The organism is Porphyromonas vaginalis, assembly GCF_958301595.1.
GTDB lineage: Bacteria > Bacteroidota > Bacteroidia > Bacteroidales > Porphyromonadaceae > Porphyromonas > Porphyromonas vaginalis.
On sequence record NZ_CATQJU010000001.1, the window covers coordinates 844,910 to 861,971 of the forward strand.

Consider the following 17,062-nt stretch of genomic DNA (forward strand, 5'->3'; position numbering starts at 1 on the left):
GACATACACACGACACGCTATGCGACAGATACCGTTACGGAGTCTCTGCCTACTCCTGATATTTCACGCTTTATCCCTTACATTACCCGCCCAAGTGGTCACGACCGTACGAGGTGCCGTACGGGACGGCGCCAAGGCTCCTCTGGTGGGTGCCAACGTGGCATTTTATCGGGTCACGCCCTCTGGCGACAAGCAGCTCGTGGCGGGCGGTACGAGCGATAGCAAGGGGCGCTTTGCGATAGCTCAGGTGCCTCAGGAGCAACTCTCTCTAGAGGTCTCTTACATAGGCTATCAAAACTACCAAAAGAACCTGACGATCACGGCTGGGATAGACCTAGGAGTCATACGGCTCGAGGAGGATGAGCATCTGCTAGAGGTGGTGGTCGTAGAGGGTAAAGCGACCGACATGACCGTGCGAGGTGATACGATCGCCTTCAACGCTGATGCCTACAAGGTGCCACAAGGCGCTATGCTCGAGGATCTAGTCAAGCGTCTCCCTGGAGCAGAGATTGACGAGAATGGGCAAATAACCATCGGCGGACAGCAGGTGGCGAAGATTATGCTCGACGGCAAGGAGTTCTTTAGCGGAGATACGAAGGTGGCTATGCGCAATCTACCTGCCGATGTGGTCAATCAGCTAGAGGTGCTGAACCAGCAGAGCGACGAGGCGCGCATCACGGGCTTTGACGATGATGAGGAGCAGACGGTACTCAATATCCGCACGAAGCCTGATATGCAACAGGGTACTTTCGGACACGCTCTGGCGGGTTACGGCTTGGACAACCGCTATGAGCTCAACGGGATGCTCAACTACTTCTCCCAGCAGCACCAGACGACACTCATCGCTGGCAGTAATAATACAAACGGGCAGGGACTCTCGGACCTGGACCTAGACCGTGGCTCTGGTGGATGGGGACGTGGTGGCGGTAGACGTGGTGGTGGCTTCAGACCACAAGGTATCACCACCTCTGCACAGATCGCTGCTGATGAGACCTACACGCCTAATGAACAGCTGGAGATCAATGCGAATGCACGCTATGGTTACTCTCAAAACAATCTCTCGGCACGCACCGAAACGGAAAACCTCTTACCCGACAGCCCCAGTACATTTACCAATGAGACGACCGAGGCACTCCGCCGAGGGCACAATCTAGGGGGCGATGCCTATATCAAGTGGCAAGCGACAGACCGTACGGAGCTGATCTACCGCCCTGCTATACATTACAGCTGGGGCATGGATCAGGAGGCGCGCGACTATCGCACTACGGATAGCGAAGAGAGCGAGTTGCATCGAGGCAGTCAGGAGAATCTTCGAGAGCATCGTGGGTTACGCCTCTTCAACATGCTCCTCCTAGGGCATAAGCTCAACGATGAGGGACGCACCCTGAGCCTACAGCTCAACGGAGGCTTCCTCGGCGACAACGCTAGCACAGAGAGCCACTCGACGCTTCACTCCATCGAGGGTGATCAGACAAAGCAGACACTCCTGGAGGATCGCAGTCAGACCTTCAACTACCGCATACGCACGGGCTACGTAGAGCCACTCACAGAGCTGCTCTCGCTACAAGCACAACTAGAGTGGGGCGACCGCATACGCAGCAGTGAGCGTGACTACAAGCAGCCTGACGCTACGGTTGCCTGGACGCAGCCCGATGCCACGATGGATACGAAGATGAGTACTCGCCTGAGCTCGCTCAGTGGAGGACTAGATATCAAAGTGGCAAACAAGCTGATTGACCTGACCGTAGGGTTACGTGTCCGCCCTACCTGGATGACGACGAAGCAATCGCAGCTTGCGAGCCAAAAGCCTCTCGTGCGCCGTGAGACGATATGGGCTCCATCACTCAACTTTCGCTACACGCCTAATAAGCAGACGATGCTTCGCCTAGGCTATTGGGGACGCTCGGAGATGCCTTCTGCAGGGCAGATGTACACGCTCCCCGATGCGACCAATCTGCGGGAGTCGATCGTAGGTAATCCAGACCTACGCCCCAGCTACCAGCATCAGCTGTTTGGCATGTTTCGCACTTTCATTCCTAGTACGAGCCAAGCGATCAATCTACGCTTCTTTGGGGCTTATACCCACCACGCCGTGATCAGCGACCAGACGGTTGACGCTAAGACACAGCGCCGACAGATCACCTACATCAATGCCGATGGGGGAGAGTATATGGTACGTAGTAACGGCTCCTTTACCACGCCCCTCTTTACGAAGTCGCTGTCGCTAGCGGTCACGCTCGGCTCGGCGTACAACTACCGCATAGGGCGCATCAATGGTGTGATCAATGGAGCGCACTCATGGACGCTCTCGCCCAAACTCTCCTTAGCCTACTCAAATAGCTGGCTCTACCTACGCGCTAAGGGAGGCGTCAGATACCACTACGGCAGCCAAAGTATACAGATTGCCACCTCGCCACACACTTACGACTGGAGTGCTGGAGGCGATGCATCGGTGACGCTACCGCTAGGCTTCAAGGTGGAGAGCGAGGCGATCTACACACAAGGGGTCGGATACCAAGAGCCCTACAATGTCGCCTCCGTACTGTGGAGTGCTGGGCTCTCGTACTCCTTCCTGAAGGATCAAGCAGCGACCCTACGTATCAAGGTGTATGACCTACTCAACGAGCAGCAGAGCATATCGCGTCAGGTCACCGCTACGGAGATTAGCGACACCTGGTCCAACAGCCTCGGGCGCTACGCCATGCTGCACTTCATCTACCGCTTCCGACTCTAGGTCAGTCGATCTGCGGTTCATCCTAATTGAGTTCTATAAAGTACGAAGGCTGTGGATATCCACAGCCTTCATACATTTAAGGGTTTCCTCTAGCGAGGTCTAGTCGTGTTGCAGACGAGCCTCTAGGTCAGGTCGCCAGTCGGTGCCATTGACCGCTAGGAGTGTCTGCAGACTCAGTGCTGCTGCGGCCTCTAGATTGGCCGTGCTGTCGTCGATGAAGAGCGTGCGCTCAGGCACCATGCCACTGTCGGCTATCATTTGCTCATAGATAGCTCGGTCTGGCTTCATCGTGTGCATCTCGCAGGAGGCGTAGACCTTGTCCACATAGTCGCTCAGCGTCCGCCCCGTGGCGGGGAGGAAGTGCGGACTGTGGGCATAAGCCATGATGTAGGGGTTGGTGTTTGACAAGATATAGATCTTGTACTTCTTACGGAGTTGCTCTAGGTAGTCAAACTTGTACTGAGGGACTCCCTTGAGGAAGAGCATGATCGCCTCATTGATCTGCTCATCGGTCAGGTCTGTGCCGGCATGCTCATTGAGCCGTGCGACAAACTCCTCGCGCCCCACGAGACCCATCTCCAGGTCGTGAAAGACGCCGAGCTGTCGGTACGGGTTGAGCATCTCGTCGATATCCCGGACGCCTAGCTCGCGAAAGCGTCTTAGCGACACCTCCGGCTGGAGATCCACTAAGACGCCTCCGAAATCAAATACGAGTGTATCTATCACGGTCTCTTACTTCTTGAGCCAACGATCGAGCCAGTCAAAGAAGGTGCGCTGCCACAGAAGTGCATTCTGAGGCTTGAGGACCCAGTGCGTCTCCTCGGGGAAGAGGAGCATCTTCGTCGGTATGCCACGCATCTTGGCTGCGTCAAAGGCCATCATACCCTGCGAAGCGAGGATGCGATAGTCATGCTCTCCGTGAATGATCAGGATAGGTGTATCCCACTTGTCGACTAGCTTGTGAGGTGAATTGGCAAAGGTGCGCTGAGCCGTAGCGTTGTCCTTTTCCCAAGGAGCACCACCCATATCCCAGTTAGCAAACCACTTCTCCTCAGTCTCAAGGTACTGCGCCTCGAGGTTGAAGATACCAGCGTGTGCAATGAAGGCTGCGAAGCGTCCCTCGTGTACACCTGCTAGGTAGTAGACCGAGTAACCACCGTAGCTAGCGCCGACAGCGCCCATACGATGAGGATCGATGAAGGGCTCCTTACGCATCAAGTCCGCTGCGGTGAGGTAGTCGCGGATGTTTTGCCCGCTGTAGTCGCCACTGATCTGCTCGTTCCACGCCTTGCCAAAGCCTGGCACGCCGTGACGGTTGGGCAGGATGACGATGTAGCCTTGCTCCGCCATGAGTCGTGGATTCCAGCGGTAAGACCAGAACTGGCTAATGGTGCTTTGCGGACCACCCTGACAATAGAGGATGGAGGGGTACTGCTTGTTCTTGTCAAAGTGCGGTGGGTAGAGGACCCATGTGAGCATCTTACCGCCATCGGTCGTAGGCATCCAGCGCTTTTCGCAAGTTAGGTCGCCTAGCTGGCTCATGATTGGCTTGTCCTCCGCAGTTAGTGCGGTAGCCTTGCCGTTCTTCAGGTTGACCATGAAGAGCTCTGTGGGGTAGGTCATCGCTTGGCGAGAGGCTACGCAGACGCCCTTGTCATTGATATCAAAGCCGGTGTAGTCGTACTGCCCATCGGTGATCTGCTTGATCTTACCATTAGACAGCTGATAGCTGTATAGATGGGTCAGCGCCTCGCGGCAGGTGATGAAGTAGATAGTCTTGCTGTCGGCACTCCAAGTGGGATTGGAGATGTTGTACTCAAAGTCGGCCGTGAGGGGACGGTACTGCTTCTTAGCCAAGTCGTAGAGATACATGACCTGTAGGTCAGACTCGTAGCCGTCGCGCTCCATGCCGATCCAGATGAGCGAGCGACCGTCGGGGCTGAAGACAGGGTTCGTGTCGTAGCCCATGATGCCCTCGCTAACGTTGGTCGTCTCGCCAGTCGACACATTATATAGGTAGATGTCGCTATTGGTCGAGAGGCTGTACTCCAGGCCTGTCTTCTTGCGGCAAGCGTAGGCGATGAGGTTGCCATCGGGACTAAAAGCTATATCCTCGATACCATTGTGTGGACGCATAGGAGCTTCATACGGCTCACCCTCGAGTAGATCCAGCCCCTTGGTAATGGGCTGTGCCGTAACCTTTGCGATAAAGGGGTGTGGCATCGTTGAGACCCATTCGTCCCAATGCTTGTACATCAGATCCTCGATGATGCGTGCGTCAGCTTTGTCTAGATCAGGATAAACGTCCGTGACAACGGGGCGAGCCTTGATGTCCTGCACGTAGAGCAGCGTCGTCTCATCGGGTGAGAAGCGGTAGTCGACGATGCCCCCGTCGATAGCGGTGAGCTGACGCTCTACACCATCACTGAGGGTGCGTGCGAAGAGCTGCATGCCCTGGTCGGTGCCACGCATGAAGTATATCTGCTTGCCGTCACGGCTCCAGCGTGGAGTGTACTCGCTACCAGCGGAGGGTGCGGTCAGCTCGGTACGTCCCGAACCATCGCTATTGATGAGGTAGATAGAGGTGCGGCTGTTGTTGTCCTGGATAGAGGGTTGGGACACGTTGTATACGACCTGCTTACCATTAGGCGCTAGAGCGTAGCTCCCTACACGAGGCATCGTGAGGAGCATCTCTGGAGTCATCTGCTTGGTCCCTTGCTGTGCAGTCATAGGCAGAGCTAATGTAGAGAAAATGAGAGCCACGAGGCTACGAAACAAGTTTCTTCTAGTCATGAGATAGAATGAGATAGAGTGAAAGAAAGGTCGTCTCGTGCGACCATAATTACTGAATGCTCTCCAAAGGTACGAAAAAAGCGGTTAGTGACTTGGGGGCTAGCCTCTGCGAATATCACGAGCTGGGTGTCTCTATAGCGGGGTGCTTGTACTCTTTGTACGGGTCTAAGCGGGGCAGGGCTGACGCATTATAATAGCCTTTTCAGAAGCGACACATTAGCGACAAGCAAGGAGTAGAGAGGTCGATGCGCTCATCGTATATATAAGGGTCAGTCATGAGGCGTAACTTGCACTGTAATGTTTTTTCCGTATATTTGCCTCTGTAAGGGTGTTTCTACCCCGCTAAATAAGCGTATTTGGTGGCTATGAGCAGGAGCATCTTTAGCAAGATTTGTAACCAACTAACAATCCAATAATCAACTAACAATGAAGAAAGTAATTCTATCACTCGTCACGCTGCTCGCAGCTACTACGCTTGCTACAGCTCAAATGCGCCCCACTATCAAGGTAGAGGCTGGTGCTAACTTCTCTAACCAGACGACTAAGGTCGACGACAAGTCAACCGATGGCAAGATGATGATCGGTTATCGCGCTGGTGTCGGTGCTGAGTTCGGCTTTGCTGATGGCTTCTACGTCAATCCTGGCGTATACTTCCTTAGCCGTGGTGCTAAGAGCGAGGCTATCGAGATGCTTGGTGCCAAGGCCGATGCTACGCTTTGGCTCCACAACGTCGAGATCCCTGTACACGTAGGATATCGCGCAGCTGTCGCTCCCGACATGTCTGTCTCTATCCAGGCTGGTCCTTGGTTCTCTTACGGATTCCTTGGTAAGAGAGTTTACAAGGCAACTGGTGAGGGTCTCGCTGCTGATGCTGCAAAGAAGGTTGTCGATAAGCTCAACGAGGGTGACAACAACCCATACAAGGACACGACTGTCGCTGGTGTAACTGTAAAGGCTCCTCTCAAGCCTTTCGACCTAGGTGTCGGTATGCAGGCTGCCTTCGAGTATCGTCAGTTTGGTGTTAACCTAGGCTTTGAGTATGGTCTACTCAACACCTCAAACATCGAGACTCCTAAGACGAAGGTCAACAACATGAACTTCTACGTAGGTCTGGGCTATCGCTTCTAATCATAGCGACCTAAATCGACTTCTTTAACGAAGCTTATGGGGCGACCTACTCAACTTGTGAGCGGGTCGCCCTTTTGTATCACATAATCCCTATTTACTATGAAGAAGGTAATTCTAGCACTCATCACACTGCTCGCAGCTACTACGCTCGCTACAGCTCAGATGCGTCCCACGATCAAGGTGGAGGCTGGTGCTAACTTCTCCAACATGACTGGCAAGGCGAATGGAGAAACGAATGATGGAGACATCCTCACCGGCTATCGTGTCGGTGCTGGTGTCGAGTTCGCCATCTCAGATGGCTTCTACATCAATCCTGGGCTCTACTTCCTCAGCCGTGGTGCTAAGGCTACGGTCGAGCTACCCAAGACGACTGACTACGCTATGAAGGTCGTCTCCTCTACATGGCTGCACAACGTAGAGATCCCTGTACATGTAGGATACCGCGTAGCTGTCGCTCCCAACATGGCGGTCTCTATCCAAGCTGGTCCTTGGTTCTCTTACGGATTCCTAGGAAAAGTCTCTCAGAAGACCACAGTAATTGGAGAAGGTAAGCTAGCTGATGCGGCTAGAGAGTATGCCAAGGCGTCTGATGAGGCGACCAACAATGGTGAAACCAGTCCATACAAGACAGATCCCAAGGTCCTTAAGCCCTTCGACCTAGGTGTCGGTATGCAGGCTGCCTTCGAGTATCGTCAGTTTGGTGTCAACCTAGGCTTCGAGTATGGCCTACTCAACACTTCCGGTTTTGATGCGGTGAAGGTCAACAATATGAACTTCTACGTAGGTCTAGGCTATCGCTTCTAATTAGAACGAGCTAAATCTCTACTAGCTCTCTGGGTAGAGCTAGGCAGTAAATACAAAAGCAGGCTCTCTGGTACGTTGACTAGAGAGCCTGCTGATCTATTTATCTCTGTGCATCCCGACAAGGCGGGCTACACGATGTCGCGTCTATTACAAGGCTTAGCGTCCTAGAGGACGACGCTCACGCTGACGTGTCGTAGCCTCCTCCTCGATACGCTTGATCGGGGGCTGATAGTCGGGGTAGTGCTCCTCCTTTTCGGCGGGCTTGATGTAGGCTAGCTCGTCGCCCTTGCGGACGGTCTGACCTTGACCTACACACACCTCGATGAGCTTGCCCGTGAAGTTCGTATTAACACGCTCTATCTGACCAAATGGAGTCTCGATGTAGCAGAAGGGTTGACCCGTGACATACTCCGTGCCTGTAGCTGGTGCCATCGAGCCTTCGGTCGGATCGACCTCCCAGAGGACGGTTCCAGTCGTTGGTGCAGGGATCATCTGCGTACCAGCACGCATAGCCTTCTTGATGTCGCTCTCGTCGAAGCCCTTCTTAGCTAGTGCATCAGCCTTAGCCTTAGCGAGAGAGTCCTCAAACTCACGACGCAGGTCGCCACTCTTGTAGCGTCTGTACTGCTCGGGGTGCATAGCTAACTCGAAGAGCTCCTCGTCGTCGGGACCGAACTCCCAGCCGTTTTCCTTCATCTCCTTGCGGAAGTCCTCCAGCGCATCGGGGTAGAACTGCTGTGGGTCGGCATCGGAAAACTCTAGGCCCTTCTCCTTAGCGAGAGCCACGAGCTCGGGATCGATCTTCCCGGGGATACGACCAGCCTTGCCGAGGATCATGTTCCACATGTTTTGATCTATGGCGAGCCAGCGACCCTTGCCCTGCGTCATGTTGTAGACGTTCATCAGAGCGATGTTCTTGACATACTGGCTGAAGGGGGTGACTAGTGGGGGATAACCGACACGTGGCCATACGTAAGCGACCTCATTAAAGAGCTTGACCAGTAGATCGTCGATCGATAGCTCTGGCTGGTCGTGATTACGCAGATACATATTGATACCTGAGTGGACGCCCTTGAGGTCGGCCATCATCGAACCCATCATACCGCCTGGCAGACCGCAACCGACTAGTAGCGAAGAGGTCTCCTTATTGGTCGATCCCATGAAGTAACCTAGGAAGTCATCGATAAAGCTCTGCGTCATAGTACGAGCGCGCATGTAGGCGTCCATATTGATCTCAGGTACATCAAAGCCCGCATCGTAGAGCATCTCACGGATGGTGATCACGTCTGGGTGGATCTTACCCCAAGAGATAGGCTCCATGGCAACGTCTATGATGTCGGCGCCGTTTTCGCACACCTCTAGCATAGAGGCTACAGAGAAGCCTGGACCTGAGTGTCCGTGATACTGAATGATCGTGTCGGGGTGCTTAGACTTGATCGACTTGACGAGCTGCCCGAGGAAGTGAGGACGGCCGATGCCGGCCATATCCTTGAGACAGATCTCGTCAGCACCAGCCTCGATGAGCTTGTCGGCTAGCGTAGAGTAATACTCGATCGTATGTATCGGTGAGTAGGTGATACAGAGTGTCGCCTGAGCGGTCATGCCCGCCTCCTTGGCATAGTGTATGGAGGGGATGATGTTGCGCGGATCGTTGAGACCGTCGAAGATACGTGTGATGTCTACCCCCTGCGCATGCTTGACACGATACATCATCTTGCGGACGTCAGCCGGTACGGGGTACATGCGTAGTCCGTTGAGACCACGATCTAGCATGTGCGTCTTAATGCCTGCCTCGTTGAGCGGCTTGGTGAAGGCGCGTACAGCGTCATTAGGGTTTTCGCCAGCGAGTAGTTTGACCTGCTCGAAGGCTCCACCATTCGTCTCGACACGAGCGAAGCAACCCATCTCGATGATGAGCGGTGCGATCGCTGCTAGTTGCTCAGCACGTGGCTGGAACTTGCCTGAGGATTGCCACATATCTCTGTATACGAGGCTAAACTGAATCTTTTTCTTTGTTGCCATATCTAGTGTATCTGTTGTTTTACCTACAAGGCTTGATGTGTCACCACCTGACCTCACCCACAAAGATACATATTTTACTCACATATAGGGACTGTCCTTACGCTTTTCTCAAGAGAGACATCTGAGGAGAGTGCCAGACAGAGGAGGACGAGCATCCCGATGAGGTACTCGGGGATGTAGCTCACGAGGTCTACATTGCAGAGGATGATCCAGAGCGAGATCACAACGATGAGGGCACTATGGTGCCGTTTACGAGCTATCCAGAGCATGGAGCCGAGGAGCGAGAGCCAGAGCAAGAGTCCGATGATACCACTCTGCACGAGCGTCTGCATATATTGATTATGAAAGTGGAAGAGATGTGGCTCTTCAGCAGTCCCGAAGGGTAGCGTCTGTAGTAGCGTGTAGGCGTAGTCTAGTCCACCACCGATCAGTATGGGTACCTCTTGGACTGCTTGATAACTAACCAGTAGCGCATCGTTGCGTACCGTGCCGTCGAAATAACCATGCATCAGGTAGGGCGAAGTGGTGTAGACGAGCGTCAGGAGGAGAGCTCCGGAGAGTATGACGTAAGTAGCCAGGCGACCCGTATGCTTGGCTCCTTCTATCCGCACTGTGATCTGATAAAGGAGCGCATACCCACCGACAGCGACAGCCATGAGCAGCAGGTAGCGTGCTTGCAGGGCATAACCGTAGAGGACGATGGCGAGTAGCACAGCGTAGGCGTGGAGGCGTAGCGAGTGCTCACGACTGCAGATACTCATCACGACGGGGATCAGCAGGTAAACGCCTAGATAGGTGTAGTGCGTGAAGGTAAAAGGCATCAGCATGTGGGAGCTATCGGTAACGAAGCCCGCCTCGTTGAGGTAGCCTTTGTTGAGTGTGAGCGTGATGAGCGGACTGGTGCCACAGCTGATCAGGACGCTGTAATAGAAGATGAGGAAGACGACCAAGTAGACCCATGCAATGCGCAGGACCGCTTGCCAAAAGCTCTGCGTAAGATACTTCGACGGACCACTATATATGAGGAAGTAAAGGGGGATCGCGAGTAGCCAGACTTCGCGGCTCCAATAGTCGAGCGCAATCTCTTTATTTGCAGACCAGCCAACGACAACGACTGCTGTATAGAGGATATAGAGTGCAGCTGTGAGAGCCAAGGGGAAGACAATGCGCTGGCGGAGTGAACGACAGAGGTTCGCTCGCTCCTCCCAGCGGTTGTCCACAATCATTCCAATGAGGAAAAGCGTCTGCAGTCCGAGGTAGCTATCGACCACCCCGAGCAATAGATTGGCATAGCCTAAGCCAAAGCAGAGGAGGGGGACGAAGTGATGCCGGTAGTCGAGCTTTGCTCCAGTAGTACGGGTCACCCCTTTTGCCTCAAGCCACGGCAGTAGTACCGCCCCCATGGAGAGGATCACAGCGACCGTCAGCAGTAGGGGCTGGTAGGTCAGTATGTCTCGAGCCAGTAGCGTCTCGGGCGTGCGATGAGGATAAGCTCCCGTGAGGGCAACGACGAGGGCGACAACAAGGGCTACCGCTACGACGATCAGCAGGAAGTAGCGAGAGGCAAAGCGTGCTAGGCGACTGGCGAGAGCGCGCTCTCTGGCGATGGCGGTATGTGAAGGCATCAGCGTACTATAATGATAAGTCGTCGCATCGTGGTGAGTAGACCATCTGCGGGAAGTCGTGTGGGTCAAAGCGCCAGCGCTTGTGGCTCCAGAGCCAGCGGTGGGGTGCTAGGCGAATGTTTTCCTCTAGCAGTGTCACATAGTCGTCGACGAGCTGATGCTGTAGCTTGTCGGTCGGGTGCTCACAGAGTAGCCTGAAGGTGCCGACCCATTGCTTAGCCTGGTCGTCATGACGTATCTCATAGAAGAGGATCGGTATCTGCAACTTGATGGCTAGATGACTCCACCCTGTGACAAAGGGGGTGGTGCGCCCGAAGAGCGACGTAGCATAGCGCACCTGCTCGTAGTCCGGCGATTGGTCGGCTAGTAGGCAGTAGATCTGCATACGCTCATCGGTCTGTTCGCTGCGATGACGCACCATCGTACGAGCCAGCTGCATCATCTCAATGCACTGGGCGTAATGCTGCTCTCGCATCTCATGGGTGAGCTGATCGGCGATAGGGTTGTGCAGTCGCTTGTAGATGACATGCAGCTGATAGCGACTCTGGTCTAGGTGTAGTGCCGAGGAGCCCATCAGCTCCCAGGGACCAATGTGCCCCAAGAGGACGAAGAGCTGTCTATGTCCCGCTTCGTAGAGCTGATCCAGTAGCTCCGTCTGCTCGAGACGAAAGAGCTGGCGCACCTGCTCGTCTGAGCCGTAAGCGTAGTGCGCCTCGTGAAGCATGAGCTCCGCAAGATGACGGTAGAAGCGTCTGCCGACCTCCTTTTGCTCAGCAGGCGAGAGGTGTGTGAGGGTGAGGCGAATGTTTTCCTCTACCACCTGACGGCGGTACTTAACGAGATGATAGAGCAGCCAGTCGAGGGTAGGGACTAGTACGCGATCAACGAAAGAGCGGGGCAAGCGTGCCAAGCCCCGCAATGTAGAGCGCATCAGCCGAAGCCGTAGTCGCTGCCATCGTGTGAGCTGGTTACTCTGCGCCATCGTCCATCAGATCGCTATAGTCCTGGTAGAGGAAGTCGTTGTAAGGATAGCGCTGTATGTGGATCTCCTTGACACGCTCGTAGAGGAGCCGTCGCAGCTCGTCCATACCCTCGCCTGTACGTGCCGAGATAAAGGTGCAGTCGTTGCCCATGCGCGCCATCCAGCTCTTCTCTAGCTCCTCGCGTGTGCGGTTGAGCTTGGTCGCGGGTGTCAGATCGTCAGGATCTTTGGGGATATGCTGGTAAGCATCGATCTTGTTGAAGACGAGTATCTGCGGTTTGTCACCCAGAGCATCGATCTCTCGGAGTGTCTCGGTGACTACCGCTATCTGATCTTCGAACTCCGGGTGGGAGATGTCCACAACGTGCAGGATGAGGTCTGACTCGCGTACCTCGTCGAGGGTACTCTTGAACGACTCTACCAGCTGTGTCGGGAGCTTGCGTATGAAGCCCACCGTGTCGGCTAGGAGGAAGGGGAGGTTGCCCAAAACGACCTTGCGAACGGTCGTGTCGAGCGTCGCAAAGAGCTTGTTTTCGGCAAAAATGTCGCTCTTAGCGAGGACATTCATCAGCGTAGACTTACCCACATTGGTATAGCCGACGAGGGCGACACGCACCATCTTGCCACGGTTCTGTCGCTGTACGCTCTTCTGCTTGTCGATCTTCTTGAGCTGCTCCTTGAGCTGTGAGATCTTGCGCAGGATGATCCGTCGGTCGGTCTCTAGCTGCGTCTCACCTGGGCCACGTAGCCCGATGTTACCACCACGCTGTCGCTCGAGGTGCGTCCATAGTCGGGTCAGACGTGGTAGCATGTACTGGTACTGCGCCATCTCTACCTGCGTCTTGGCGTGTGCCGTCTGTGCTCGCGTGGCAAAGATGTCGAGGATGAGCGAGGTGCGGTCGAGGATGCGTATGCCTAGCTGACGCTCTATGTTGCGTAGCTGATTGGGTGCTAGCTCATCGTCAAAGATGGCCAGCCCCACCTCGTGGGCAGAGACATACTCGGCGATCTCGTCGAGCTTGCCTTTGCCCACAAAGGTGGCGGGATTTGGCGTGTCAAGACGCTGTAAGAAGCGCGCCACAGGCTCTGCACCCGCAGTCTCTGAGAGAAAGGCCAGCTCATCAAGATACTCCTCCGCCTGCGTCTCCGACACGTCGGGAGTGATGAGCCCCACGAGGATCGTGCGCTCACTCGATTGAGAAGTCTTGATAAACTCTTTCATACAGAGGACTAATAGATCGCGTACGACTTCTCACGCATCGCCTGATCATCGGCAAAAAGATGTACCCAGGGGATCTTTGCCGCAAGGAAGTTGGCGGGATAAGCCTTCGCCTCGGGGAGCAGATTGATAATGTGTCCCACAGCGTGGCGCACGTCCTGTCCCAGTGCGAGGAAGACCAGTCGCTTAGACTCTTCGAGCGCCTCAAGCGTCACGGTAACCAGCTGACGCTGCTCACCCTGCTCGGAGGTCATCTCGTTGGGCGCAAAGACGTCGTCTGAGATATACAGCTCCACCTGGTCGGGATAGACCCCAGCGAGATGACCATCTACGCCCATCTCGAGGAGGGCTAGGTCAAACTGTGGACGCCCCCCTAGGTGGCTCACACGCTCTGCTACATGCTGCTGCAGAGCTGTCGCAGCCTGTGCGGGCTCTTGTGCAGCCTCCTCCACAGCGTGGATATGCTCCGCAGGGATCTGTAGCGGATCAAAGAGCAGCCGCTGCAGTAGCGTGCGATGCGCTAGATCAGCTCCGCCCAGCTGCTCGTGAAGGAGGTAGAAGTGTACCCGCTGCCAGTCGATACGGCTGCGCCAAGGCTCTGAGGTGAGTGCCTTTGCCAAGACCTCCGCATGCTCCTCTAGTGAGAGGGCTAGATGAAAGTCGCCTTCGGTCGCCTCAACGGCCTCAGCGATAAACTGTGCGAGCTGCGTCGTGACTAGCTCAGGGGTACTGTATTGATGATAGTTCATAGGATATATGCTAGGTTAGTAGTGATAAGATAAAGTGTTGTGACCATCATCCTTAGTAGGCAGTTACTCCTCCCAGATGATGTCATCTATGAGGTCGTGATCCTCCTCCACCTTTAGCTTAGGTAGCGGGTTGTCTGGATCATCGTCCTCTTGTGTCGTGCGGTCGTTGAGCGGTTGGCGCAGGATCTCGTTCGGGTCATGCAGTGAGGGAGCGTTGATCTCTCGCCATATCAGATCCTTCAGCTCAGTCAGTCCTCGCTGTGCCACGGCAGAGATAAAGATCGTCGGTACATCCTCGGGTAGCGTCTCCGAGACGAGGTCGATAAGCTCGCTGTCTGCCATGTCTATCTTGGTGATCGCTAGGATGTGTCGCTTGTCGATCAGTCCTGGATTGTACTCCTCCAGCTCACGACATAGCATCCGATACTCGGCAATGATGTCGGGACTGTCGATAGGCACCATAAAGAGCAGGATCGAGTTGCGCTCGATGTGTCTGAGGAAGCGAAGCCCTAGTCCCTTACCCTCGGCGGCACCCTCGATGATGCCGGGGATGTCCGCCATGACGAAAGAGCGGTTGTCACGATAGGAGACCATCCCTAGGTTCGGTTGTAGCGTGGTGAAGGGGTAGTCCGCAATTTTAGGCTTCGCGGCTGAGAGTGCTGCTAGGAGCGTTGACTTACCCGCATTGGGTAGCCCGACCAGCCCCACGTCGGCCAGCGTCTTGAGCTGCAATACCACGAGACGCTCCTGACTTGGTTCGCCAGGCTGTGCGTAGCGGGGTGCTTGATTTGTCGAGGTCTTGAAGAAGTTATTACCCTTGCCTCCACGACCGCCTGGGAGGAGGAGGTGCCGCTCACCATGCTGCGACACATCTAGTATAAACTCTCCCGTCGTGGCGTCATGCACGCTCGTCCCGCAAGGCACCTCGATCACAATATCAGGCGCATCAGCACCCGTCTGTAGCTTAGCACCGCCCGCCTCGCCACTCTCGGCGATGATATGACGATTGTAGCGCAGGTGTAGGAGCGTCCAGTAGTTTTGGTTGGCCTCTATATAAATGCTACCGCCACGACCACCGTCACCTCCGTCGGGACCACCCTTTGGGATGTACTTCTCACGACGAAAGTGTGCCGATCCTCTACCGCCCTTGCCCGAGCGAAGATAGATCTTGACGTAGTCTACAAAGTTGCTCTCACCTGCCATTGATTTACTTGTTGTGCTGTAAGCTCTTGTCTATCGATACGAAGATAGCCTCCGTGATCTCCTCTATGGAGCCGGCGCCAGGCACCTCGTAGTGTACCCCCTTGCGGTGGTAGTAGTCCACGATCGGGAGTGTGCGCTCACTGTAGACGCGTATGCGGTCAGCGATCACCTCAGGCGTATCGTCGGCACGTCCCTCGATCTTAGCACGATTGAGTAGGCGTGTCCGTAGCTCCTCTTCGGGGACCTTGAGCTCGATCAAGCAATCCACGCTCGTCTGATCTTTCTCTAGGAGCGCATCGAGTGCCTCCGCTTGAGCTACCGTACGGGGGAAGCCATCGAAGATAACACCCTCGATACCCTTGGGTAGGTGGTGCAGCTCATTGGCTATAAGGTCGATAATCGTATCGTCATCTACTAGATGCCCCTGGGAAATGATACTCTGTACGCGCTTGCCTAGAGGAGACTGGCGAGCTATCTCCTGTCGGAGTAGGTCGCCCGTAGAGATATGCTCTAGGTGGTAATGCTGCTCGATGAATTGGCTCTGTGTACCCTTGCCAGCACCTGGTGCGCCGAAGATTATTACGTGGATCATTGCTTTTTAGATAGAAGTTGGTTTAGATGGTCTCTGTGGACCGTATGATTATTCCTGTATGATTACTCTTTAAGTATGTAGATATCATCGAGCATACGCCCCTGCTCATTGTAGTCGAGGCCGTGCCCAACGATGAAACTGTTGTGGATCTCCATCCCCACATAGTCGGCATGGATAGGACACTGGAGCGCCTCGGGCTTGAGTAGCATAGTGGCTATGCGTACCTCAGCTGCACCGTCGGCAAGAAACTTCTCCTTGAGCTTCATCATCGTAAAGCCCGTGTCGATCAGATCCTCTATGATGATGACCATACGACCCGCTAGAGGTGCCGTCACGGGCATCACCTCCTTAAGCTGGTAAGTGCTCCCCATGCCAGAGTAGCTCGAGTAGCGTGCGAAGGCCACCTCCGCAGTGGTATTGATCGCCTGCAGTAGCTCTGCGGCAAACATGAAGGAGCCGTTCATAATGCAGACGAAGAGTGGATCACGTCCCTCCGTGTCTTGGCGTATCTGCTCCGCTAGTCGCCGTGAGGCTGCACGCAGCTGCTCTCCCTTGATGTATGGTACAAAGGTCTTGTCGTGTACTATAATCTCCTGATCAGTCATAGTGAAAATAACAAGCTAGCGGTCTCTCATAGCGGAGGCCGCTTCTTTTTTATTGTAGTGAGTAGCACAAAGGTACAAAAATAGGAGATGCACCAACCTCCCCCCTTCGAGAGGCTGTAGACTCAACTATCAAATGCATCAATTCTAGCGAGAGAAATTCGACGTTGGTTCGTTACAACAATTTACAGCCGACTACATTTCGATACGGTATAGTGTCGGAGAAAACTGATTTCCACGTGGATATTTCGAAATGCCCACGTGGAAAAGAAAAAATTCCTCGGAGGAATGAAATGAAACTTCGGAGGAATGAAATGAAACTTCGGAAGAAATGAATCACGCCCACGTGGAAAATGTCGTTCCCTGAAAATGGTTGACTTATTTTTTTGCTGAAACGGATGTCGGTTGACCTCGTTTTCGTCGTCAAACTAGAATGAGTTGTCTCGACTTTTCAAAGATACTGATTTTAGTTGACTCTGGTAGTTTGGGGTAGTTTTTCGTGGTATACCCCGGGCTTGTTTTTTTTTTCTTATTCAAATCGGATAAACACCCCGTCGGTAATGCAACTGACTAAGCCAAATGCCTGTAGCAGAGCGGAGGGCGTTTGGT

General features: G+C 54.3%; 13 protein-coding genes. 3 read left to right on the forward strand and 10 right to left on the reverse strand.

The features are described 5' to 3' along the window. Positions 1-19 precede the first annotated feature (19 nt). Entirely contained in the window at positions 20-2,734 is a 2,715-nt protein-coding gene (locus Q2J34_RS03370) for a TonB-dependent receptor (protein ID WP_300969276.1), read from the forward strand. Between the two features lie 99 nt (positions 2,735-2,833). Here the strand turns inward: Q2J34_RS03370 and Q2J34_RS03375 are convergent, their stop codons facing one another. Then, the gene (locus tag Q2J34_RS03375) at positions 2,834-3,460 is read right to left on the reverse strand and encodes an HAD family hydrolase (protein WP_300969277.1); all 627 of its coding nucleotides are present in this window, start codon (positions 3,458-3,460) and stop codon (positions 2,834-2,836) included. Positions 3,461-3,466: 6 nt separating this feature from the next. Further along, entirely contained in the window at positions 3,467-5,464 is a 1,998-nt protein-coding gene (dpp5, locus tag Q2J34_RS03380) for a dipeptidyl-peptidase Dpp5 (protein ID WP_300969278.1), read from the reverse strand. Between the two features lie 489 nt (positions 5,465-5,953). Here dpp5 and Q2J34_RS03385 point away from each other — a divergent pair, with 489 nt between their 5' ends. Then, positions 5,954-6,655 carry a porin family protein gene (locus Q2J34_RS03385; protein WP_300969279.1) on the forward strand — a complete coding sequence of 234 codons (702 nt, stop codon included), beginning with the start codon at positions 5,954-5,956 and terminating at the stop codon, positions 6,653-6,655. Positions 6,656-6,754: 99 nt separating this feature from the next. Beyond that, positions 6,755-7,459, forward strand: coding sequence for a porin family protein (locus tag Q2J34_RS03390; RefSeq protein WP_300969280.1), 705 nt, complete (start codon positions 6,755-6,757; stop codon positions 7,457-7,459). A gap of 156 nt (positions 7,460-7,615) precedes the next feature. Here Q2J34_RS03390 and Q2J34_RS03395 read toward each other — a convergent pair whose 3' ends face one another. The 8 genes from Q2J34_RS03395 to Q2J34_RS03430 all read right to left on the reverse strand — a co-directional run bounded on the left by Q2J34_RS03395 (position 7,616) and on the right by Q2J34_RS03430 (position 16,456). Then, entirely contained in the window at positions 7,616-9,481 is a 1,866-nt protein-coding gene (locus tag Q2J34_RS03395) for an oxaloacetate decarboxylase (protein WP_298889349.1), read from the reverse strand. A gap of 74 nt (positions 9,482-9,555) precedes the next feature. Then, the gene (locus Q2J34_RS03400) at positions 9,556-11,106 is read right to left on the reverse strand and encodes a polymerase (protein WP_300969281.1); all 1,551 of its coding nucleotides are present in this window, start codon (positions 11,104-11,106) and stop codon (positions 9,556-9,558) included. 7 nt (positions 11,107-11,113) lie between these two features. Beyond that, positions 11,114-12,088, reverse strand: a complete 975-nt coding sequence (locus Q2J34_RS03405; protein ID WP_300969282.1) for a lysophospholipid acyltransferase family protein — start codon at positions 12,086-12,088, stop codon at positions 11,114-11,116. Continuing rightward, positions 12,075-13,310: a GTPase HflX gene (gene hflX, locus Q2J34_RS03410; RefSeq protein WP_293964661.1), complete on the reverse strand. Its 1,236-nt coding sequence runs from the start codon at positions 13,308-13,310 to the stop codon at positions 12,075-12,077. Before hflX ends, Q2J34_RS03405 begins: the two co-directional genes overlap by 14 nt. An 8-nt stretch (positions 13,311-13,318) precedes the next feature. Beyond that, the gene (locus Q2J34_RS03415; protein WP_300969283.1) at positions 13,319-14,056 is read right to left on the reverse strand and encodes a 6-phosphogluconolactonase; all 738 of its coding nucleotides are present in this window, start codon (positions 14,054-14,056) and stop codon (positions 13,319-13,321) included. A 63-nt stretch (positions 14,057-14,119) separates the two neighbouring features. Continuing rightward, a complete protein-coding gene (obgE, locus tag Q2J34_RS03420; protein ID WP_299369589.1) occupies positions 14,120-15,259 on the reverse strand; it encodes a GTPase ObgE in 1,140 nt (379 codons plus the stop codon). A 4-nt stretch (positions 15,260-15,263) separates the two neighbouring features. Then, positions 15,264-15,851, reverse strand: coding sequence for an adenylate kinase (locus Q2J34_RS03425; RefSeq protein WP_300969284.1), 588 nt, complete (start codon positions 15,849-15,851; stop codon positions 15,264-15,266). Between the two features lie 62 nt (positions 15,852-15,913). Next, positions 15,914-16,456 (reverse strand): phosphoribosyltransferase, encoded by a 543-nt coding sequence (locus Q2J34_RS03430; RefSeq protein WP_300969285.1) that lies wholly within the window; start codon positions 16,454-16,456, stop codon positions 15,914-15,916. Between the last annotated feature and the right edge of the window lie 606 nt (positions 16,457-17,062).

What these genes read in the sequence shown, in the direction of transcription:
- Q2J34_RS03415 (WP_300969283.1), bottom strand. Translation starts at nt 14,056, where the DNA reads ATGAACTATCATCAATACAGTACCCCTGAGCTAGTCACGACGCAGCTC.
- Q2J34_RS03425 (WP_300969284.1), bottom strand. Translation starts at nt 15,851, where the DNA reads ATGATCCACGTAATAATCTTCGGCGCACCAGGTGCTGGCAAGGGTACA.
- Q2J34_RS03405 (WP_300969282.1), bottom strand. Translation starts at nt 12,088, where the DNA reads ATGGCGCAGAGTAACCAGCTCACACGATGGCAGCGACTACGGCTTCGG.
- obgE (WP_299369589.1), bottom strand. Translation starts at nt 15,259, where the DNA reads ATGGCAGGTGAGAGCAACTTTGTAGACTACGTCAAGATCTATCTTCGC.
- Q2J34_RS03390 (WP_300969280.1), top strand. Translation starts at nt 6,755, where the DNA reads ATGAAGAAGGTAATTCTAGCACTCATCACACTGCTCGCAGCTACTACG.
- Q2J34_RS03385 (WP_300969279.1), top strand. Translation starts at nt 5,954, where the DNA reads ATGAAGAAAGTAATTCTATCACTCGTCACGCTGCTCGCAGCTACTACG.
- Q2J34_RS03395 (WP_298889349.1), bottom strand. Translation starts at nt 9,481, where the DNA reads ATGGCAACAAAGAAAAAGATTCAGTTTAGCCTCGTATACAGAGATATG.
- dpp5 (WP_300969278.1), bottom strand. Translation starts at nt 5,464, where the DNA reads ATGACTGCACAGCAAGGGACCAAGCAGATGACTCCAGAGATGCTCCTC.
- Q2J34_RS03400 (WP_300969281.1), bottom strand. Translation starts at nt 11,106, where the DNA reads ATGCCTTCACATACCGCCATCGCCAGAGAGCGCGCTCTCGCCAGTCGC.
- Q2J34_RS03430 (WP_300969285.1), bottom strand. Translation starts at nt 16,456, where the DNA reads ATGACTGATCAGGAGATTATAGTACACGACAAGACCTTTGTACCATAC.
- Q2J34_RS03370 (WP_300969276.1), top strand. Translation starts at nt 20, where the DNA reads ATGCGACAGATACCGTTACGGAGTCTCTGCCTACTCCTGATATTTCAC.
- hflX (WP_293964661.1), bottom strand. Translation starts at nt 13,310, where the DNA reads ATGAAAGAGTTTATCAAGACTTCTCAATCGAGTGAGCGCACGATCCTC.